Source organism: Corynebacterium silvaticum (genome assembly GCF_004382825.2).
Lineage (GTDB): Bacteria > Actinomycetota > Actinomycetes > Mycobacteriales > Mycobacteriaceae > Corynebacterium > Corynebacterium silvaticum.
Map to the genome: position 1 here is coordinate 1 of NZ_SDQO02000003.1, position 21,250 is coordinate 21,250.

At 54.2% G+C, this 21,250-nt stretch carries 18 protein-coding genes and 5 tRNA genes; 9 read left to right on the plus strand and 14 right to left on the minus strand.

Going from position 1 to position 21,250, the window contains the following annotated elements; genetic code table 11:
- Positions 1-150: 150 nt before the first annotated feature.
- On the minus strand, positions 151-1,407 hold the full coding sequence (murA, locus tag ET810_RS08035; RefSeq protein ID WP_087454462.1) for a UDP-N-acetylglucosamine 1-carboxyvinyltransferase: 1,257 nt from the start codon (positions 1,405-1,407) through the stop codon (positions 151-153).
- A gap of 38 nt (positions 1,408-1,445) precedes the next feature.
- Here murA and ET810_RS08040 point away from each other — a divergent pair, with 38 nt between their 5' ends.
- Complete coding sequence (locus ET810_RS08040) at positions 1,446-2,018, plus strand: cob(I)yrinic acid a,c-diamide adenosyltransferase (RefSeq protein ID WP_087454463.1); 573 nt, start codon at positions 1,446-1,448, stop codon at positions 2,016-2,018.
- A 66-nt stretch (positions 2,019-2,084) separates the two neighbouring features.
- On the opposite strand, the gene ramA is transcribed toward ET810_RS08040, so the two are convergent.
- Positions 2,085-2,924, minus strand: a complete 840-nt coding sequence (gene ramA / locus ET810_RS08045) for an acetate metabolism transcriptional regulator RamA (RefSeq protein WP_013912216.1) — start codon at positions 2,922-2,924, stop codon at positions 2,085-2,087.
- A 778-nt stretch (positions 2,925-3,702) separates the two neighbouring features.
- Here ramA and cysK point away from each other — a divergent pair.
- Both cysK and epsC read left to right on the plus strand, forming a co-directional pair.
- On the plus strand, positions 3,703-4,638 hold the full coding sequence (cysK, locus tag ET810_RS08055) for a cysteine synthase A (protein WP_087454464.1): 936 nt from the start codon (positions 3,703-3,705) through the stop codon (positions 4,636-4,638).
- A 165-nt stretch (positions 4,639-4,803) separates the two neighbouring features.
- A complete protein-coding gene (gene epsC, locus ET810_RS08060; protein WP_087454465.1) occupies positions 4,804-5,370 on the plus strand; it encodes a serine O-acetyltransferase EpsC in 567 nt (188 codons plus the stop codon).
- Between the two features lie 61 nt (positions 5,371-5,431).
- Here the strand turns inward: epsC and ET810_RS08065 are convergent, their stop codons facing one another.
- The 7 genes from ET810_RS08065 to ET810_RS08095 form a co-directional block, all read right to left on the minus strand.
- Entirely contained in the window at positions 5,432-5,728 is a 297-nt protein-coding gene (locus ET810_RS08065; protein WP_134316379.1) for a GNAT family N-acetyltransferase, read from the minus strand.
- Between the two features lie 134 nt (positions 5,729-5,862).
- Positions 5,863-5,938 (minus strand) — tRNA-Phe (locus tag ET810_RS08070).
- A 21-nt stretch (positions 5,939-5,959) separates the two neighbouring features.
- Positions 5,960-6,033 (minus strand) — tRNA-Asp (locus tag ET810_RS08075).
- Positions 6,034-6,157: 124 nt separating this feature from the next.
- Positions 6,158-7,234, minus strand: coding sequence for an iron-containing alcohol dehydrogenase family protein (locus ET810_RS08080; RefSeq protein ID WP_087454467.1), 1,077 nt, complete (start codon positions 7,232-7,234; stop codon positions 6,158-6,160).
- Positions 7,235-7,389: 155 nt separating this feature from the next.
- Positions 7,390-7,463, minus strand: a tRNA-Asp gene (locus tag ET810_RS08085).
- Between the two features lie 23 nt (positions 7,464-7,486).
- A tRNA-Glu gene (locus ET810_RS08090) sits at positions 7,487-7,562 on the minus strand.
- A gap of 242 nt (positions 7,563-7,804) precedes the next feature.
- Positions 7,805-7,877, minus strand: a tRNA-Lys gene (locus ET810_RS08095).
- A 271-nt stretch (positions 7,878-8,148) separates the two neighbouring features.
- Between ET810_RS08095 and ET810_RS08100 the strand changes: the two genes are divergently transcribed.
- From ET810_RS08100 to cydC, 4 genes are read left to right on the plus strand one after another with little or no spacing between them, the layout of a single operon-like run.
- Positions 8,149-9,672 (plus strand): cytochrome ubiquinol oxidase subunit I, encoded by a 1,524-nt coding sequence (locus ET810_RS08100; RefSeq protein ID WP_087454468.1) that lies wholly within the window; start codon positions 8,149-8,151, stop codon positions 9,670-9,672.
- 3 nt (positions 9,673-9,675) lie between these two features.
- Positions 9,676-10,659 (plus strand): cytochrome d ubiquinol oxidase subunit II, encoded by a 984-nt coding sequence (gene cydB / locus ET810_RS08105; RefSeq protein WP_087454469.1) that lies wholly within the window; start codon positions 9,676-9,678, stop codon positions 10,657-10,659.
- A 9-nt stretch (positions 10,660-10,668) separates the two neighbouring features.
- Positions 10,669-12,237 carry an ATP-binding cassette domain-containing protein gene (locus ET810_RS08110; RefSeq protein WP_087454470.1) on the plus strand — a complete coding sequence of 523 codons (1,569 nt, stop codon included), beginning with the start codon at positions 10,669-10,671 and terminating at the stop codon, positions 12,235-12,237.
- A complete protein-coding gene (cydC, locus tag ET810_RS08115) occupies positions 12,234-13,817 on the plus strand; it encodes a thiol reductant ABC exporter subunit CydC (RefSeq protein WP_087454471.1) in 1,584 nt (527 codons plus the stop codon). The genes ET810_RS08110 and cydC overlap by 4 nt, the downstream gene beginning before the upstream one ends.
- A gap of 55 nt (positions 13,818-13,872) precedes the next feature.
- Here the strand turns inward: cydC and ET810_RS08120 are convergent, their stop codons facing one another.
- Positions 13,873-15,378, minus strand: a complete 1,506-nt coding sequence (locus ET810_RS08120) for an acetyl-CoA hydrolase/transferase family protein (protein ID WP_087454472.1) — start codon at positions 15,376-15,378, stop codon at positions 13,873-13,875.
- 674 nt (positions 15,379-16,052) lie between these two features.
- Between ET810_RS08120 and dusB the strand changes: the two genes are divergently transcribed.
- Positions 16,053-17,198 (plus strand): tRNA dihydrouridine synthase DusB, encoded by a 1,146-nt coding sequence (gene dusB, locus ET810_RS08125; protein WP_087454473.1) that lies wholly within the window; start codon positions 16,053-16,055, stop codon positions 17,196-17,198.
- Positions 17,199-17,245: 47 nt separating this feature from the next.
- Entirely contained in the window at positions 17,246-17,998 is a 753-nt protein-coding gene (gene phoU / locus ET810_RS08130) for a phosphate signaling complex protein PhoU (protein ID WP_087454474.1), read from the plus strand.
- 79 nt (positions 17,999-18,077) lie between these two features.
- Here the strand turns inward: phoU and ET810_RS08135 are convergent, their stop codons facing one another.
- The 4 genes from ET810_RS08135 to pstC form a co-directional block, all read right to left on the minus strand.
- Positions 18,078-18,281, minus strand: coding sequence for a hypothetical protein (locus ET810_RS08135; RefSeq protein WP_013912229.1), 204 nt, complete (start codon positions 18,279-18,281; stop codon positions 18,078-18,080).
- A 199-nt stretch (positions 18,282-18,480) separates the two neighbouring features.
- Complete coding sequence (gene pstB, locus ET810_RS08140) at positions 18,481-19,254, minus strand: phosphate ABC transporter ATP-binding protein PstB (protein WP_087454475.1); 774 nt, start codon at positions 19,252-19,254, stop codon at positions 18,481-18,483.
- Between the two features lie 34 nt (positions 19,255-19,288).
- On the minus strand, positions 19,289-20,167 hold the full coding sequence (pstA, locus tag ET810_RS08145) for a phosphate ABC transporter permease PstA (RefSeq protein ID WP_087454476.1): 879 nt from the start codon (positions 20,165-20,167) through the stop codon (positions 19,289-19,291).
- A gap of 27 nt (positions 20,168-20,194) precedes the next feature.
- Positions 20,195-21,226, minus strand: coding sequence for a phosphate ABC transporter permease subunit PstC (pstC, locus tag ET810_RS08150; RefSeq protein ID WP_134316378.1), 1,032 nt, complete (start codon positions 21,224-21,226; stop codon positions 20,195-20,197).
- Between the last annotated feature and the right edge of the window lie 24 nt (positions 21,227-21,250).

Below are 21,250 nucleotides of genomic sequence, written 5' to 3' on the forward strand. Positions count from 1 at the left end.
CCTTACACTCACTGATTCACAATCACCTTCGTGGTGTTTGCCTCTGTGAGGGGCGCTGTCGGTCGCGGCGACTCACATAAAGTTACACACCACTTACAGAACACACAAATCCCCAGCTCACAGGCGTGAAGCTGGGGATTGAAAGAGTGTTTAATCGACTACTCGCTCGATGGTGGCGCCTAAACATCGTAAATCCTCAACAAAATTGGGATATCCGCGATCGATATGGAAGACATCGTTAACTTCGGTGACTCCCTCCGCGCACAAGCCGGCAAGAACTAATCCGGCACCGGCCCTAATGTCTGAGCTCCACACGGGAGTAGAAGACAGCTGTTCCACTCCGCGTAAAACAACGTGGTGTCCATCCACAGTGGCGTCTGCACCAAGCCGCATCAGTTCGTCGACAAAGCGGAAGCGTGCTTCAAAGATGTTCTCTGTGATCACAGAGGTTCCTTGAGCCACGGTCGCAATTCCGATGGCCATCGGCTGGAGATCTGTAGGGAAACCCGGGAAAGGCAACGTTTGATAATCAACGGCCTGCGGGCGACGGTTCATACGCACACGGAATCCATGCTCATATGTTTCAACTTCCGCGCCAGCTACCTTGAGCTTCTCCAGTGGCAAGTGGAGGTTCCGCGGCGCAATGCCGCCGACAGTGATGTCACCCTGGGTCATAGCTGCGGCATACGCCCAAGTTCCCGCAACGATGCGGTCGCCAATCACTTCATGCTCCGTAGGATAGAGCTTATCCACACCGGTGATGGTGATCGTTGAGGTTCCCTCGCCGGAGATATCGGCACCCATCTCTTTAAGCATGGTGCATAGGTCGAGGATCTCGGGCTCACGGGCTGCGTTATCAAGGATGGTGGTGCCGTCGGCAAGCACTGCGGCGGTGAGGATATTTTCCGTCGCTCCCACGGAAGGGAAATCGAGCGTAATTTTGGCACCTCTAAGCTGCTCTGCTTCCGCGACAACAGCACCGTGCTGAATACGTGTCTTGGCACCGAGTTTTTCCAGACCGCTCTGATGCATATCCAAAGGTCGGCTACCAATGGCATCGCCGCCGGGCAAGGCCACAACGGCTCGACCGCAACGCGAGGTCAGCGGACCCAGCACGCACACCGACGCACGGAACTGTCGCACGGCATCAAAATCCGCATCGCTAGAGATCTCCGCGGGGGTGCTAATACACACTGTCCCATTATCGGATTCCACTGAGCATCCCAGGCCTTCAAGCACCCGGATCATGTAGGGAACGTCCAAAATCTGCGGACAGTTAGTTAGGGTGGTTGTTCCCTCCGCAAGCAGAGCTGCCGCCATAAGTTTGAGAACGCTGTTTTTTGCGCCACTTACCCGTACGGAGCCTTCGAGTCGGGCCCCACCCGTCACTAGAAATCTTTCTTTCACCCTCCCAACCCTACTGACTTCTCACGTAGGTTGGGCTTATGGCTGTTCATTTAACAAAGATTTACACGCGTACCGGTGACGATGGAACCACCGGACTCTCCGATTTCTCCCGAGTTTCCAAAAACGACCCCAGGCTTGTCGCCTACGCAGATTGCGATGAGCTCAACGCAGTGCTCGGCGTAGTTTTGGCGCTATCCGAGGTACCTGACACAGTCGGCGCATGCTTACGCCGCATCCAAAATGAGCTTTTCGACGCCGGCGCAGACCTGGCTACCCCCATCGCCGAGAATCCCAAATACCCGCCCCTACGCATTGAGCAATCCTATATAGACAACCTGGAAAAAGACTGCGACTTTTTCAACGAGAACCTAGAAAAGCTCAACTCCTTCATCCTCCCAGGTGGCACACCGGCGGCTGCATTGCTGCATTCTGCACGGACTATCGCCCGTCGCGCAGAACGCGCAGCGTGGGGAGCCATAGAGGCTCACCCAGACACCACCTCTGTGTTACCAGCTAAATACCTCAACAGGCTCAGCGATTTATTGTTCATCCTGAGCCGAGTAGCAAACGATAGCAATGACGTGAAATGGGTTCCGGGAGGAAGCCGCTAATCCCTCGATAGACAAACAAGGGTAAGAGAAAATCTCTTACCCTTGTTCCTTCATGCACGCCCTCTATCAGGGCAGCGCGCCGATGCGGCGGGCCGCATTCACGGCCTCGTAGCGGGTGTGAGCACCCAACTTACGCATCACAGAGCGCAAGTAGCTCTTCACTGTTTCTGCGCCGATTCCCATTTCCTCAGCAGCCTCGACATTGGTGTGTCCGAGAGCCACGCAAGAGAGAACATCAAGTTCACGAGCAGAAAGCTTGGTGGTTTGCTTGACGTGTACAGGAGCGACCATCTGATCGCAGAGCTCTTCAAGCTCTTGGCGCAGCTCTTCATGCTCGATGCGGTTAGCAAGCATCCGCAGCTTGGAGTGAGTAGCTCTAATCTGCTCCCACTCGGCGCCGTTCATCATGCGCCCCTGCTTGGCTGCGCCGCGCAGCCCCTCGGAGCGTCGAGAAGCAGCAATAATAGCGAGATCTTGTTCCAGGACGCGCGCGGTCATGGTGACTTCTTCAATCACTTTGTCACCAAGACGCACCGGAGAATGCACGCCAACGTACAGGACACCGCGAACCTCGCGATGCACGATAACAGGGACGGCCACGATCGAATGTAAGCCCTCGTCCTGGATGACAGGATCCAGATCATGTGAGATCACGTTAGCCCGCATGTAATCGCTCACACCTACTGGACGGCGAGTCTTGACCACTCGCCCGCCAACACCCACGCCACTTTCAATCGTGAGATTCTGAAGCGCGGGGGTACGCAAACCCACCCACTGATTAATCAGCAGGCGATTATCCGACTGAACGGTCGCGTACATAGTCACCGGGATACCAGTGGCATTTTTCAGTGATGCCAGCGCAGAGCGGATCGCATCGTCATCATCTTTGACGCGTTGAGCTTCCACTGTAAGCCTCCTGTCAGACGCCCGGTCAGGCAAACACCCAACAGATTCGTTGGTTCGTTTGATCCATTCCTGAGCGAAAATGTGCAACTGGCGAAAGTATATCTACTTTACGGGGGTAGTCAAAAGCCCTCCGGTCCGACGTGTCGTTTTTAATATGTCCGTTTTGTCGGAACGCAGGGGTGCACTTCCAGCTCGAGATGGTTTTCAGTAACGCACGCAGATTTCACATATTTAAAGATTAAAAATCCCATCATGCCGGATAAATTACGCAAATAGTCCTGCATACTCACGCAAAATGTAAATATTATGCACTTTCCACGATAGTGCATTCGGTGAAAATATCCACCTCCACTTTCCCAATTTCTATTCCCCTACAGCCCTTAAATTCCCCAACCCAGAGTCAGGTCAACCATCCCAAATGTCCGTTTTGTCCGAAAAGAAAAACAAAAGCGTCATTATTGTGTGATGTATTTCACCACAATCGCGGGAACTAGCTTAGACCTCATCTATATACACCCCATATAAAACCATGATTTGGATATTATTTACATAAGAATTTACCATATAGAAACCCATTTTCCTGCCATTTCATGGATACATGCCGCCGGGACAAAAAGAGCCACACCTGGACATATATAGACAGATTTGTCCATATATAAAGACTAACCTGTCTGGTCTTTTTCGCTGAGGAAGAGTAAGGTCACGGTAAAGCGCACAATTGTGCTGCTATCTACTGATATCTACGTAGAATTAATCTGACTAAGGAGCCCCAACAGCTATGGCTAAGGTCTATGACAACATTTTGGACACCATTGGCAATACACCAATTGTTCGCATTAACCGTCTAGCACAGGACCTTCCAGGCAACGTGCTGGTAAAAGTAGAGTCCTTTAACCCAGCTAATTCGGTTAAGGACCGGATTGGTAAAGCCATTGTGGATGCTGCAGAGGCATCTGGTGTGCTTAAACCTGGTGGCACCATAGTCGAAGCAACGTCCGGAAACACAGGCATTGCGCTTGCGCTCGTCGGCGCAGCCCGTGGCTATGACGTTGTGCTGACCATGCCGGAAACAATGTCTTTGGAACGCCGCGTCATGCTCCGTGCATATGGGGCAGAAATCATCCTGACTCCTGGTGCCGCAGGCATGCAAGGGGCCGTGGATAAAGCCAATGAGATCGTCCGCGAGCGAGGCAATGCTATTTTGGCCAGCCAGTTTGCCAATGCCGCAAACCCAGAGATCCACCGCAACACCACAGGTGAAGAAATCTGGAACGATACCGAGGGCCAGGTTGATATTTTCGTAGCTGGCATCGGCACAGGCGGAACAATAACAGGTGCAGGTGAGACATTAAAGAAGCACAACCCAGACATTAAGATTTATGCCGTCGAACCAGCAGCCTCTCCCCTACTGACCACCGGTAAAGCCGGCCCCCACAAGATTCAAGGTCTAGGTGCCAACTTTATCCCCGAGGTCCTCAATCAGAAGATCTACGAGGAAGTTCTCACGGTGACCAACGAGGACGCCATTGCGACTTCCCGCCAAATGGCAGCCCAGGAAGGCATCCTCGGAGGTATTTCCGCAGGCGCAAACCTCAAGGCAGCTCTTGAAATAGCTGCCCGCCCAGAAAATGAAGGCAAGACCATCGTCACCGTCGTTCCAGATTACGGCGAGCGCTACGTCTCCACTGCCTTATTCGACGACATCCGCGACTAAAAACTTCTTTTTAGCCCCACGCTAGTCATAAGCGTGGGGAATTTATTTTTCCTGCAGTGGGTTGTACCCCTTAAACAAGCTCATTCCTATAGAAGGTTCACCCAGATAATAGTCACAATCTGAATCGCCTCAGCAGGAAAAGACAGACTGATAGGCTCAACAACCATGTACAACATCGTCAAGGTGATTCGCGAGGACCTAGCAAATGCACGGGATCATGATCCTGCGGCACGCGGTGACGTGGAAAACGCCATTGTTTATTCCGGACTACACGCCATTTGGTCACACCGAGTGGCACACGCGCTCTGGAAGAAAGGCTATAAGGGGCCAGCGCGTCTCCTATCCCAATTCACACGATTCCTCACTGGCATTGAGATCCACCCCGGTGCAACCATCGGCCGTCGGTTCTTTATCGACCACGGCATGGGCATAGTCATCGGAGAGACCGCGGAGATCGGGGAAGGCGTTATGTTGTACCACGGCGTAACCCTCGGCGGACAGGTTCTCACCCAAACAAAGCGCCATCCGACTGTGGAAGATAACGTAACGATTGGCGCAGGCGCTAAAGTCCTAGGTCCCATCACTATCGGCGAAGGAAGTGCCATTGGCGCTAACGCCGTAGTAACAAAAGATGTCCCGACTAACCACATAGCTGTGGGAATCCCCGCGAAAAACCGCCCCCGTGGGGCCGGAGAAAAGATCAAACTCGTGGATCCGGATTACTACATCTAATACAGCCATCAAACGTTTAAGAAGCAGTCGTCTCCGACTGCTTCTTTTTTAAATTTTCGCGCTAAACAACGAAATCCTGGTACTCAGGATTTTTAGCAATAAATCCTTCCACCGCAGAACACGTGGGAACGATAGAAAAACCATCTGCATGGCTGCTCTCAAGGGCCTGCTTAATCAGCGGTTTGGATAGCCCCTGCCCACGGAATGCAGAATCTACCACCGTGTGGTTGAAGTCGCGAGACTGGCCGCGTTCAACGTAACTGGCGAATCCTCCGGGCTTCCCGTCTTTGTAAACAACAAAACGGCTCTGCTCCGGCTCATGTTCTACTGCAATGATGTTATGAGAGTTCTGTGTCATAGCTATCCCCTGATGAGTTGTAGCGTCCAAGTACTCTCTACAACAACGCATCACTGTCCGATGTTCCATTAAGCGTTTCGACGTCCCCAGCAACACAAAAAGAAGCCCCATCCTCAACGAGGATGAGGCTTCGGTGGTGGCACGGACCAGGATCGAACTGGTGACCTTCCACTTTTCAGGCGGACGCTCTACCGACTGAGCTACCGCGCCACTGACCACAAAAGTGATCCGCGACCCTGACGGGACTTGAACCCGCGACCTCCGCCGTGACAGGGCGGCGCGCTAACCAACTGCGCCACAGGGCCATATTTATTTGTATGCAATCCGGTAAGCATCGCTCCCCTTTGCACGAGGTAAAACTTTACACAGTAGTCGTCACCTCGCACAAATCCCCAGCGTGCGGGCAGGAAACTATGATTGAAATCCTGACTAGTCCAAGACCTGAGCTTCAATGATCGCCCGGGCGAATCGATCAAAGTCGTACTCTCCGACTTTCCACTCGGTGGTAGCCGGAATTCTTTCCATAATCGCCGGAACATCAGACTCACTAAGATCCAGATCCGCAAGCGTCAATGGGAAGCCCATGGTTTTATAAAACTCCACGTAACGATCTTTGCGATCAAAATCTTGGTCATACTGCAAGAGCGCCAACACTCCATAGGACACGATCTCGCCATGCAGATGCACACCGACGCAACGAGGTATCGCGGTAGTGGAGTTATAGAAAGCATGCGCCAATGCGGAATTGTAGTAATACGTTTGTCCCGGATCGACTGTCATATTAGATACGTATCCACAGGTCATAATGATCGCCAGGGCCACTTCTTCAATGGCAGTTGAAGGCTTAGCGTTCTTGCAATCCTGAAGGGCCTGGAATCCATACTCCATGAGTGCAGGAGTCACGGCTGAGCTCAAATGACGGCCCATCAGTGGGGCACTGGTCAATTCTTTGCCCCGGGATTGCAATTTGACTTCGCATTCTTTTGACATGCCGTCGGCAATGCCCGCCCAGAAGAGATCTACCGGGGAATGCGCGATCACGGAAGTATTGATAAATACATGCTGACAAGGTCCTGGTTGGTAGTCATAGCCGTCCAGGGCGTCATCTTCCTTGTACATCACGGATAGATTTGTCGCCGCCGCGCAATTAGAGCCCACCGTAGGAAAGTTGAACAGGGGCTTTCCCAACCGCGCTGCAACAACCTTAACGGTGTCAACTGCCCGGCCGCCCCCAACACCGAAGATGACCTCTGCGTCGCGCACCGATTCAAGGCTACATAGCTTATCGACGTTGGCGTACGTGGAATTATGCCCGTAAACAATCCAGTCCTCGATAACAAAATCTTGGCTTGCTTGTGCAATCTCAAAAGCTTCACGGGTTTTCTCTATGGCGGTTTTACCCCCGATAACTACTGCACGGTATCCATAAGCAGCAATGACCTCATCAATTTTCCCATACGCATCTTTGCCAATGCTGTAGCCAGGAAGTTGAAGCGAGTAAGACATAACTAGTACACCTCAGAAAATTCTAGTTCCGTGATTCACCTTAGCGGTGTCGATTACCCAAGGTAGTGCAATCACGCATCATAAGCCCTCCGCTTCACCCCCGTAAGCTACTAAGAACATGCAAAAAGCGGCGAGTAAAAACTCGCCGCTTTTTGCGACCCTGACGGGACTTGAACCCGCGACCTCCGCCGTGACAGGGCGGCGCGCTAACCAACTGCGCCACAGGGCCGTATCACAAAACCACAAAAGTGGTGGTACTCCCAACGGGATTCGAACCCGTGTCGCCGCCGTGAAAGGGCGGTGTCCTAGGCCCCTAGACGATGGGAGCAAGCTTCACCATACTCAGCTAGCTGAGCGGCTCGACTGCAGAGAACTATACTTGATGTTCCAATAATCACAAAACAGCAGGTAAAAGTGCTTCTTTCCTTCCAATATATGAAGCAAGAAGCGTCAAGCCCCAGAAAGGTTCCCACCGACACCGGCCAATGCAGGCAACACGAGGCCTCCCATTACGCACTAAAACAAAAACAGGCCAGGCAGTAAATAGATACTTCCTGGCCTGCATAAAAGTGGGCCCTCCGGGGCTCGAACCCGGGACCTGCGGATTAAAAGTCCGTAGCTCTACCAACTGAGCTAAAGGCCCATCACCGTTTTGCCGGTGCGTTTGGCACTTTACTACTTTCATCCCTCAAGTGCGAAATCCAACCCCCACCGCTCAGGTTTTCCCTGCACCCTCATCACTCCCCCACACAAAAACTCCCGCAAATCGCGCGTCATGTGACACAACAGGCCACACCCCCGTCCCTCGATGAAAGTTGTCACAGTCGGAAACTTTTTAGCCACGTTTAGCGACAGTTAAGTTACCGTAGTATTTCCTTAAGGTTTTATCCCGATTTTCCCTGAAAGCAGTTCCCATGGATCTGGTTGATATTTCACGGTGGCAGTTTGGAATCACAACTGTTTACCACTTTATTTTTGTACCACTCACAATCGGGCTAGCACCGATAGTCGCAGGCTTTCAAACTGCTTGGGTACTCACTAACAAAGACAAGTGGCTACGAGCCACAAAATTTTTTGGCACTCTCTTCCTGGTGAACTTTGCCATGGGCGTGGTCACCGGCATTGTGCAAGAGTTCCAATTCGGAATGGCATGGAGCGAGTACTCCAGGTTTGTCGGTGACGTCTTTGGAGCACCACTCGCGCTAGAAGGCCTCGTCGCATTCTTCGTGGAGTCCACCTTCCTTGGACTGTGGATCTTTGGCTGGGGGCGTTTGCCCCGATGGGCTCACCTGGCGTCCATCTGGCTTGTTGCCATAGCCGTCAATGTTTCCGCTTACTTCATTATCGTCGCCAACTCCTTTATGCAGCACCCGGTGGGAGCTATCTTTAATCCCGATACTGGGCGAGCCGAGCTCGTCTCTCTCACCGAGTTGCTGACAAACCCCACCGCTCTTGCTGCGTGGCCTCACGCGGTAACCGGTTCGTTGCTTACCGCAGGCACCTTTGTCGCGGGAATTGCTGGTTGGTGGATGATTAAAGAAGCCCGAAGTAAGTCCGCAGAAAAGCGCGAAGAAGCAGCTTCTGTATGGCGGCCTCTCTTACGCATCGGGTCGTGGGTCACGCTCTTAAGCGCCGCAGGATTGGGTCTTACTGGAGACATTCAAGGAAAACTCATGTTTGTCCAGCAGCCAATGAAGATGGCTGCTGCAGAGTCCTTGTGCCAAACCGCCAAAGACCCCTATTTCTCAGTTTTATCCGTAGGAACCCATAACGATTGTGGAGCGGTAAAGCATCTCATTGAGTTGCCCGGCATCTTGAGTTTCCTTGCCACCAATAAGTTCAGCGGTGTGACATTGCAGGGTGTAGAACAGCTGCAGAAGCAGTACGAACAGCTCTACGGCCCTGGCAATTACACGCCTAATCTGTTTGTCACGTACTGGTCATTCCGCGCGATGATTGGGTTAATGCTGGCGTCGATAGTGCTTGCTGTCGTGGGCCTCTGGTACACCCGACGGGGTGCAGTCCCGCGTGCTCGTTGGATGGGCATTGGCGCATTAATCGCTGTGCCTTTCCCCTTCCTTGCCAACTCAGCGGGATGGGTCTTCACCGAGATGGGTCGGCAGCCGTGGGTAGTCGCCCCCAACCCAGATGTGGCGCCTGGCTCCCCAGACAACGCAGATCGTATTCATCTCATCGTTGACTTTGGCGTGTCTAACAACCCAGTGTGGGTAGTCTTTACGTCTCTCATCGGTTTCACCCTCGTTTATGGTGCTCTGGCCTGTGTCTGGTTCTGGTTGATGAAGAAGAAAGTTGTGGAGGGAATGCCCACCAATGTGGACTCCGCACCTCTTGTCACTCCGCACGATGAAGACTCGTCCGTGCACGTTCTGCAGTTTGGCAAAGACAAGCCCTCAACCGACCGTGAAAGTAGGAGCTAACAGATGGACCTGCACATCATTTGGTTTATCCTCGTGGGATTCCTGTTTACCGGCTACTTCATCCTTGAGGGGTTCGACTTCGGCGTAGGCATGCTGTTGCCCTTCCTCAAGCACTGCGAACGCGATGCTGCTGTCAAAGCCATCGGCCCGGTGTGGGACGGTAACGAGGTCTGGCTGATCACCGCTGGAGGTGCGCTCTTTGCAGCGTTCCCTGAGTGGTATGCCACCATGTTTTCAGGCTTTTACCTGCCGTTATTCCTCATCCTGATCAGTTTGATCCTGCGCGGAGTCGCATTGGAATGGCGCTCTAAAGCTGACACTGCTGCCTGGCGCCACTGGTGCGACCGTGGCATCGGCATTGGAAGCTGGGTCCCAGCATTATTGTGGGGCGTTGCTTTTGCCAACATCGTGCGTGGTGTCGCAGTAGATGCCAACCGACAGATAGATTCCGGGCTACACGGTTTATTGGCGCTTTTGAATCCCTTTGCGCTGCTAGGAGGTGTTGCATTTGTTGCGGTATTCCTCCTCCATGGGGCCACGTTCTTGGCTCTAAAAACAGACATCCAGCCGGTTCACCGTGCTGCACGCATAATGATTGGGCCAACTATTGCCGTTGGTGCCGCCTTTGCCTTGTGGACGCAACTTTCCTTTGGCAAAACCTGGACGTGGGCAGTGGTCGCGGTCATTGTTGCGGCGTGCGCGGCTGTGGTGGCGTCGTTAAGCTTCCGACGTGCCGGCTGGGCCTTTAGCGCAACGGCTGTTCTCATTTGCGCGGTCTCCGTGTTGCTTTTTGGCTCGCTGTTCCCATCTTTGCTTCCGACTACTCTCACCGATGGCGTTGGGCTCGACATTTACAACGCCGCAAGCTCTGCCTACACGCTCAAGGTCATGACCTGGGCTGCGGTTCTTATTACCCCGTTGGTTTTGCTCTACCAAGGATGGACCTACTGGGTATTCCGCGCCAGAGTCATCGTCCATCGCGATTAGGTGCGCTCTATGAATGGGCCGATCAATATCGACCTCGTACGTAGTACTCCTGCCACACAAAAGTTCCTCATCGGTGCTGGCGTGGCAGAAGGGGTGCGTAGTTGCCTGGTGATTGCGAGGGGCTTCCTCATCGGAACCCTTGTGGCACGCGTGATTACTACTTTTAGTAACCAGACCATCCCGGATATTTCTTCCTGGTATTGGATAAGCACGCTGATAGTCATGGTTGCGCTCGCACTAGTAACAGGTGCAGCGCGCCACTGGGCGCACGTCAGCTGCGGCAACGCAATAGACCAATTAAGATCTCAGGCACTTGACGCTTTGCGACGCAAAGACCCCCGTGAGGTGCAAGAAGAATCTGCGCACTGGCGCACTCTCTTAGGTGAGGGACTTGGCGGCTTGCGCGGATACTTCAGCGATTACCTTCCGGCGCTGCTCGCAATGTGCATCGCTACCCCCTCCGCGATCCTCGTCATTAGTCTGCTCGACCTTCCTTCGGGGATTCTCGCAGCAGTCACGATTCCACTCATACCCCTTTTTATGGTGCTCATCGGTACGCTCACCCGCACCGCTACCCAGCGTCGTCTGCAGGAGACCGGGATTCTCAACGGACAGCTCGTGGATTTATTATCCGGGACACTTACCCTTAAAGCATTGGGAAACACTGCAGGTCCAGCGGAAGAAATACGGCGCAGCGGCACCCGCCATGCTCGCACCACGATGTCTGTTCTCCGGCTAGCCTTCCTCTCTTCCTTTGCTCTGGAATTTATTGCCACGCTCTCTGTCGCGCTAGTAGCAGTGGGCATCGGGCTGCGTTTGGTGCACGGAGAAATATCCTTGGAAGCGGGGCTGATCATCCTTATTGTGGTACCTGAGGTCTATGCACCCTTGCGCAGGGTAGGTGCTGCTTTCCATGCCTCAGCTGACGGGCTCACGGCAGCAAACCAGGTGTTTCAGCTGATCAAAGACGCTCCCCCGTCGCATGTATCGCCGACGCATGAACCCGCTGGGGAACTGTGTGTCCGAGGACTCAGCGTGGCAGGCCGCGACGGCATCTTGCCCCACAACCTCAGCTTTAACGCACCTCGTGGACGCATCACCGTCTTATTGGGTGGCAACGGTTCCGGTAAGTCCACAACATTTCTTGCTGTTCTCGGCGTTCTTCCTTACACCGGGACTATCACGGCCCCGCCATTAGAATCCATTTCTTATCTCGCCGCTCAGCCCTATTTTCTGGAGGGAACGGTGGATGAGAACCTCCATGTGTTTGGCCAGTGCGATCCCGCCGCCGTAGAGGCATATATGGCACAACTTGATGTACAACTGCCGCCTGAACGTCAGATGAGCCCTGGCACGGGTGTTTCCACCGGGCAGGCACAGCGGCTGGCTCTCACCCGCTCGCTCGCCCAGCCCGCTAGCCTCTATCTTCTCGACGAACCCAGTGCTCATCTCAGCCCAGAGCTGATTGCACCGTTGATTGACGCCATTCAACAACGCGCAGCAGCTGGCGCTGCTGTAGTGATAGCCACGCACGATGATCGGCTCCTCACAGCTGCCCACCAGGTGGTGGAACTATGAATGATACGAGAAAATTTCTGCGCCAAAGCGGGGTGCGCAACCGTGACCTGGCCGGCGCTATCGCCGCCGCAAGCGTCACTCTTATAAGCGCGCTTGGGTTGTCTGTTTTGTCCGGTTGGCTTATCACGCGGGCGTGGCAGATGCCTCCGATCTTGGACTTAGCCATCGCCATCACTGCGGTCAGGGCCCTGGGTATTTCCCGGGCTGTGTTCAGATATATTGACCGCCTGATCTCACACCGGCTGGCACTACGCGCACTGAGAAACCTCCGCAGCACTGTCTTCCAGAGTATCGCTGAGACAACAACGCCTCACCCCGATGCTCTTCTCACACAAGGCGATCAGCTCACCCGTCTTTCCAAGGACACCGAGCGGGTGACTGACCTCATCGTCCGCTCGCTCGTTCCGGCTGGTACAGCACTGGTGGTGTCCATTATCGCGGTAGCCTTTGCCGCCCTTTTACTACCCACGGCGGATTTAGTGCTGCTCGCTGGTTTTTGCGTTACGGGTGTGTTCATTCCGTGGCTTTCCCGGCGCGCGTCCGACAAGCGGTTGCAGCGCGCTGCCGTTGAGTCGGAGGACGCGTGGGAGCAGCAGTTGCAGGGGGTGCTCTCTCATCGCGTAGAGTTCCACGCCGCAGGCATCGCACAGCAACGCGCAGAGTCGGCGGCCACTGCTTCTCGACGCGCCTCCCACGACCAGATCCGTGCAACCCGAAACGAGTCTGTTCAGGCATTCTTGCTGTCGTTATCCTGCGACCTCACCGTTCTTGGGATAGCGTGGCTGGGGGTCCAGCATTATGGTGGTTCACCGATGTGGTTGGGGATGCTGGTTATCTTGTCTTTAGCCGCCTTTGAATCCCATGCCGAGCTGGCAAAAGCATCTGTCTATGCAGATGTCGTGTCCACTGCGTCGCAAGCACTAGCCGAGGTAACCGGCGAGGCGTTACCGCGTCACCCAGCCACACAGCTTCCCCACGATACGACGCTCACCGTTTCCCATCTGCAGTGCCTGCATACAGACAAAACGTGGAACTTCACGCTCGCACCCAACGAGCGGCTCCTCATTACCGGGCCTAGCGGACTCGGAAAAACCACGCTGCTCTATACCCTGGCTGGTTTGTTGGAGCCTCGTGCCGGTAGCGCGTCGATAGGCGGCGATACTACCGCCGAGGCCAAGAGAGCGCTTATCCGTATGCATCCCGAAAACGAGTGGCTCTTTTCCACCACTATCCGAGAAAACATCCGCGTTGCCAACCCTGATGCCTCCGATGATCTCATCGACGCCACGCTCAGGGATTTGGGCCTAGGCCAGTGGCTGGATGCAAACCAGGGACTCGATACGGTGCTTCTCGACGGCGCCAGCTCGCTCTCCAGCGGTCAGCGCCGGCGATTATTGCTGGCCCGAGCCTTGTGCTCTACTGCGCCAATTGTGCTTCTCGACGAACCCACCGCCCATATCTCCCACGCCGACGCCTCTCGTATCCTCTATACCCTGCTTCATCAGCAGTTACCCGGCGCGTTGCCCCACCGCAGCCTCATAATCGTCAGCCACGAACAGGGAAAACCCGTCCGCGGATAGCAAAAGACGCGCCCGTGGTGGACGCGTCCTGTGCTGATGACGAATATGTGTGTGTTTACTTAGCCATTGTTCCGGTCTCGTTCATGCGCTGATGGAACGAGAATGCCTGGGTGAGATCATGCGGGGTCTGCATGAAAGGCGTTGCCTTCTTTGCTGCCTCGAAGTACTCCTCCAGCAAGGGGCGGTAATCCGGGTGCGCAACGGAGATGGCCTTCTGGACGCGCTCGCGTGGTGCAAGTCCACGCAAGTCTGCGACACCGTACTCGGTGATAAGAACCATCACGTCGTGCTCCGTGTGGTCAGTGTGAGATGCGAAAGGAACGATAGCGGAGATAGCGCCGTCCTTAGCCACCGATGGGGAGATGAACGTGGAGATCAAAGCGTTACGGGTGAAGTCTCCGGAACCGCCGATGCCGTTCATCATGCGCACACCATTGACGTGCGTTGAGTTCACGTTGCCGTAAATGTCAGCCTCGATCATGCCGTTGGAAGCGATCAGTCCGGTACGACGGATCACCTCAGGGTGGTTGGAGATCTGCTGCGGGCGAAGAACGATGTGCTTGCGGTAGAACTCCGCATTCTCATTCATCTTGTCCGCATACTCCGGAGACAGCGAGAACGAGGTGGCAGAGGCAACGGTCATCTTGCCAGCGTCGATCAGGTCGACCATTCCGTCTTGGATGACCTCGGTGTAAGCCTGGATGTTTTCAAACTTAGAGTCCAGCAGGCCTGCCATCACGGCATTGGGGACGTTGCCCACGCCGGACTGCATGATGTAGCGGTCATAATCGAGGCGACCAGCTTTCACTTCGCCTTCGAGGAAGCCCAGGAAGTTCGAGGCGATCTCACGGGAGATGTCGTCGAGAGGCTTGAAAGGAGCGTTGCGGTCAGGGGCGTCAGTCTCGATAACTGCGACTACCTTATTGGGGTCGATAGAAATCGAGGTATCGCCGATACGGTCACCGGTGTTCTTGATGGGGATTGCAATGCGGTTCGGGGTGCGTGGCATTCTCCAAATGTCGTGCATTCCCTCAAGGTGCTCGGACTGCCAGGAGTTAACCTCGATGATGATCTTTTCTGTGGCATCGAGGTATTCCACAGAGTTGCCGACGGAGGAAGAAGGCACGATCGAGCCATCTTCCTTGATGCGGACAGCCTCAACGATGGCCACGTTGAGCTGGCCAAAGAAGCCCTCCGCAACCATTGCGCCCGAATGCGATAGGTGAATATCGGAGTACAGCATGTCCCCTGAGTTAATAGCCTTACGCATGTTGGGGTCTGACTGATATGGCATTCGGAAACGCAAAGCGCCGGCTTCTGCCAGTACGCCATCGCAGTCCGGTGCAGTGGAAGCGCCGGTGAAGAGGTCAATGGTGTAGCTTTCCCCCTTAGCATGTGCTTCCTTTGCACGTTCGGCGATCGCAGCAGGCATAACCTTTGGGTAGCCGGCACCGGTAAAGCCCGAGACACCGACTTTATCGCCGTTGTCTACGAACTGAGCGGCCTCTTGTGCCGACATAATTTTGCCCCGCAACTGTGCGTTAGCAATGCGATCAGACATTTATTCCTCCTCAAAGAAACCTGCTGGTGGGTTCTTACCCATCCGCAGAAGGCTCGGACATTACGTGCTTTCCACCCGTCGAGTAATAGCGACCGGCATCACAGCCATTCAGTTATGGGCACCACAATAGTCCAATAATGCGAGCACTGTTGCTTAGTTCACTATTTCACCCATAATTCCCCCACAGAGCCGAAACTCAGCAAGAATTCAGGAAAAGTAAAGCATCAGTAAATACGCTTTCCCCGCTTTCATCTGCCACTGAACAGGTTCCCGGGAAGTTCATCATGGTTGACATAAAGAAAGACAATCAGAGGTACTTTCATTCAGAGTACTTGCACGAGAGACACAATTCATAAAATCGATTGTGCGATTGATTACACAGTTCAGAGGTGTGAAGCACTTTTTAAGCCCCGTTCCACCGAGACCGCCGATAAGCCTTGCACCATCCCCCCCAGCCTTGCCCCAAACCGTCATTAGACGCGCCAATCACATGCGGCGGCAACGCCACAGGGACACCCCTTAATAAGAGCCATCCCCCATACTGTGAATAGGTTGCATACAGCACCCCATACAACTACACCCGAAGTGAACAAGTATGGCCACAAAACACAGGATAACGGACTTCTTCTAGCGAATATTTGAGAGCAGGGCTCCCTTAAGGAACAATGACACGGGTGACTTTGAAGATTGGTGCGCTCAGCCTAGACTCCGCCGTGGCCCTTGCCCCGATGGCAGGTGTAACAAACGTAGCTTTCCGCACCCTTTGCAGAGAGCAAGAACTCGAAAGAACCGGAACAGTCTCCGGGCTCTACATCTGCGAGATGATTACCGCCCGCGCGCTGGTACACCGCAACGAGAAGACTCTTCACATGACCACTTTTGGGCCCCACGAAGATGTTCGATCGCTTCAGCTGTACACCGTTGACCCTGAGTACACCTTCAAAGCAGCAAAGATGATCGCTGACGAAGGCATCGCAGATCATATAGACATGAACTTTGGTTGCCCAGTTCCCAAGGTGACCAAACGCGGTGGCGGCTCCGCTCTGCCGTATAAGCGCCGTCTTTTTGGCAATATCGTCGCAGCCGCAGTCAAAGGCGTGGAAGGCACTAACATCCCCGTAACGGTCAAGTTCCGCATGGGCATCGACCAAGATCACCTGACCCATCTTGACGCAGGAAGGATCGCCGCAGAAGAGGGCGCTGCAGCCGTCACTCTCCATGCTCGCACCGCCGCCGAGAGATATTCCGGAGATGCCCACTGGGACGAAATAGGAAAGCTCAAAGAACATCTCGCCCGCACCAATGTCCCGGTGCTGGGCAATGGCGACATCTTCAAGCCCACAGATGCCGTCGATATGATCAAAGCCTCTGGCTGCGACGGCGTGGTAGTGGGCAGGGGCTGCTTGGGCAGGCCGTGGCTCTTTGCCGGACTATCGGCTGTCATGCGTGGCGAGGACATCCCTCCGGAGCCCACCCTGGGAGAAGTTACTCGCATCATCTATCGCCACGCAGAACTCCTCGTCGAGCATGAAGGCGAAACCAAGGGCTGCCGCGATATGCGCAAGCACATGGGCTGGTATCTCCGCGGATTCCCCGTGGGAGGAGAATTCCGAGGAGCGCTGTCCCGCATTAGCACGCTCGCTGAGCTCAAAGAGGCCTTGGCACCGTGGGCAGATTCCGAGGCTTTGGCAGAAGACTCAGATAGCGCACGTGGCAGGCAGGGTTCACCGGCTAAGGTATCGCTTCCCGACGGCTGGCTTGATGATCCGCAGGACGCTACTGTGCCGGAAGGAGCTGACATCATGCACTCGGGGGGATAGGCGCTTCATACCCTGCCGCGCTAGCGTTTTAGGGTTATAGTTTCCCCATGCGGACAGCCTACAGAGAACATCTTGATGCCTTTTCTCATGACCTCATCGTCATGTGCGACACGGTGACAAAGATCCTTCGTAATGCCTCCAAAGGACTGATGGAACAATCGCTGCAAGCGACTCAAGCCGCGCTATCGCTTTCCGACGAGATGGAGGAAATCAAAACTCGTTCGAGCAAGCGCGCTGTTCAGCTCTTGGCCCTTGAGGCTCCCGTTGCCCGCGATCTCAGGCAAATCGTCTCCTCCATCTACATTGTGGAAGACCTGGATCGTATGGCCAAGCTCGCGATGCACATCGCAAGCATCGCGCGGCGTCGTTATCCCGAGTCGGCTATACCTGAACCCATTACGGGTTACTTCCAAGAGATGTGCCGGCTTAGCCTGGAAATGTCGGAAAAAATCCGCAGTGTCCTCATCGATCCCGATGCAGACGTAGCGCTCGTACTCTCCGCGGAGGACGATGCCGTGGACGATCTACACGACCATCTCATGGGTGTGCTCACTAAACGCGACTGGCCACACAGCACCCGCGAGGCAGTGGACGTCACTCTGCTCGCACGCTACTTTGAGCGCTTTGCCGACCACACGGTCAACGTCGCAGCCCAAATCGTCTACCTCACATCAGGCCTCATGCCAGAGGAATACCAGAAAAAGCGTAACGACGGCTACGCGCAGGACGAGCTAGAACGACGCTTCTCCGAGTTAGAAAAGCAGTTCAGCAACTTCGACTGGCCTAAGCCCAAGGAATAGCGGTTATACCGCATGAAAAAGCTTCCCAACTCGCGACCAAAGGGGTTGGGAAGCTTTTTATCTGCGTCTCTCCGTGCGACTACGCGCGGAGAGGACCGGCAGAGCGGAAAGACTCACTGAGGTTTTCTTGAATACGGCGGAAAGATCCAACGAGGAAGTCAGCGACACTGGAGTTGTCTCGCTCTTGTGCTGCATACATGTTGCTAAAAGCTACATCTGCCGCGTTTATCAACTGATCTGCAGTAGGGAGATCGAGCTTAAGTGCGGTGATGGTGCCGGCCATAAATGTTCCTTCTTAGAAGTTCTGAAATCACATTGATGATGTTTTCTTGTGACGCTGACTTAGCCTCACAAGAAACTAATCTAACGCCCAAAGTTAAAAGGAAAGCACCGCGCAGGTAAACAGTTGGTGAACTTCCCCGTCATCTCAGGTAAATAACCTCAGAAAAGGTGATAACCAGCACAAAGGGTCACCTCAGAACCTAGCCGAACCGGCCCGAAATATAATCTTCCGTCTCCTTATTTGTGGGGTTGGAGAAGATTTTCTTGGTCTTTCCCACTTCCACCAGTCGGCCAGGTTTCCCCGTGGCTTCCAAAGAGAAAAACGCTGTCTGATCAGACACCCTGGATGCTTGCTGCATGTTATGGGTAACGATGACGATGGTGTAGTCCTGTTTGAGCTCATGTATCAGTTCCTCCACCGCCAGCGTGGAAATGGGATCGAGTGCAGAACACGGCTCGTCCATCAGTAGCACCTCGGGTTCTACCGCGATGGCCCTGGCAATGCACAAACGCTGTTGCTGCCCACCAGACAATCCACCGCCAGGTTTATTGAGGCGATCTTTGACTTCTTCCCATAAATTTGCCCCACGCAGCGATTTCTCCGCTACCTCTTTGACTTTCTTTTTGTCCTTGACCCCGGCAAGTTTCAAACCCGCCACAACGTTATCCTCGATAGACATAGTGGGGAACGGATTGGCTTTTTGGAAGACCATTCCGATGGTCGTGCGGACCGTAACGGGATCGACATGCGGCGCGTAGATATCGTGGCCGTCGAGAAGCACAGTGCCCGCTACTCGGGCGCCCGGTGTCACCTCATGCATCCGATTAAGAGAGCGCAATACCGTGGATTTTCCGCAACCCGACGGGCCGATAAAAGCAGTCACAGAGCGTTCCGGGACCTCAAGATTGATCTCCTGTACAGCGTGAAAATCGCCGTAAAAAATGTTCAGACCATCAATTTTTAGCTTAGACATACTCGCACATTACTTTCTGTGAAAAGAGAACCGGCTACGCGGAGCGGACGGAAAACTTGGAGGAAATAACCCGTGCAAGAACATTGAGCACGGTAATGATGAGAACAAGCGTGAGCGCAGCGCCCCAGAGCTTGTCCAATACGGCATCCGCTGTGCCTGCTTTGTACATATCCAGCATCATCAGCGGCAACGACGACTGCGGCCCCGCTGCTAGGTTCCAGTTGATCACTTGGGTCGAACCCACCAAGATAAGCACGGGCGCGGACTCCCCCATCACTCGCGCGATAGCCAGCATCACGCCGGTGACTATTCCGGATAAAGCGGTGGGCAAAACTATCCTGGTGATCGTCTTCCATCGTGGAATTCCCAGGGCGTAGGAGGCCTCTCGCAAATCCATGGGGACAACCCGCAGCATCTCCTCCGTGTTCCGAATAATCACGGGGATCATGAGAATAACCAGCGCCAGAGACACAGCAAATCCGGAGCGGCCAAAGCCAAACATGACAATCCACATGGAGTACACAAACAGCGCAGCCACGATAGAAGGAACGCCGGTCAGGATGTCCACCATGAAGGTGGTGATACGCCCTAAACGATTACCGTGTGCGTATTCCACAAGGTAGACCGCCGTAAGCACCCCAATCGGAATAGAGATAAGGGAGCAGATCGCAGTCTGAACCAGCGTCCCGACCATCGCGTGTAGCGCACCGCCACCTGGACGAGAATATAAAACACCCCGCTGGGAAGTAGTCCACCACGAGGGGTCGATCAGCGTTCCCAAGCCTTTTGTGATCAGGGTGGCAAGAACCCATAACAACGGGATGAGGGCAAGAGCCATGCACGCATAGACCAGAAGCGTAGCCGTTTTATCTGTAAGCTTTCGACGCCTAGTGGCAGTCTGCATGTGGATCATGACGTCCTCAGATCAAAATCATTCATGTCAGGCCTTAGAATTCACTATCGACCTGGCAAGGGAGTTAACTGCAAAAGTCAGCAGGAATAAGACCAGTCCGGCAGCGATATACGCCCCGGCGCGTAGGTCATCGTTGAATTCCGGCGCGGCATTGGCGATCGCGGTGGCAAAGGTCGTGCCGCCGTCGAAAAGCGAAAAACGGAACTCGGACGAAGGCGAAATGACGAGGTACAGCGCCATCATTTCGCCCAAAGCACGTCCCAACCCCAGCATCGAGCCGGAGATAAAACCCGATTTGCCAAAAGGAAGCACTGTCATGAGCACGACTTCCCATTTGGTAGCACCTAGTGCCAACGCAGCCTCAATGTGCCCGCGCGGTGTTTGTACAAAGACCTCACGAACGGTCGCGGCGATGATCGGAAGAATCATCACCGCCAAAACCACACCACCGGTGAAGATATTGCGACCGGTGGCAAAGGCCGGCGAGTTGCTATAGGTGGCAAGGAGGAAGAAGCCTCCGCCCCAGCTACTCACCCACTCATAAAAGCCTGACAACGCCGGCCCCAAAACCTGCCAACCCCATAGCCCATAAACAATTGATGGGACCGCAGCTAGCATGTCCACCAAAAATCCCAGTGGTTTTACCGCACGCGGACGCGCATAGTGGGACAGGAAGATTCCGATCCCTAACGCAATGGGCATCGCAATGACAAGCGCTATCGCAGAGACAAGGACAGTCGCTGCCAAAAGGTTGGGAATACCAAAGAGCATCTGCGCTGTGTTCTGCAGATTCCATGCTCCCGCGTAGGTAAAGAACCCAACGATGCCCTCTGAGTTATGACGGAGTGCCGGAATGGCACGCCACACAAAAAACAGCCCGATAGCTGCGATAATCACGCTTATGATCACCGTAGATGAGGTGGTAAGAAGACTAAAGATCTTGTCTCCTAGCCGGCGAACCCGAACCGGTTTCTGCTTCGGGCTGTTCTGTGGTGCCGGTGGTGAGGATTCGGGGAGAACCAAATCCTCAATTGTTATGCGTTCCGCGATGCGTTCCACTGAGACTGCGTCCTTACATAGTTA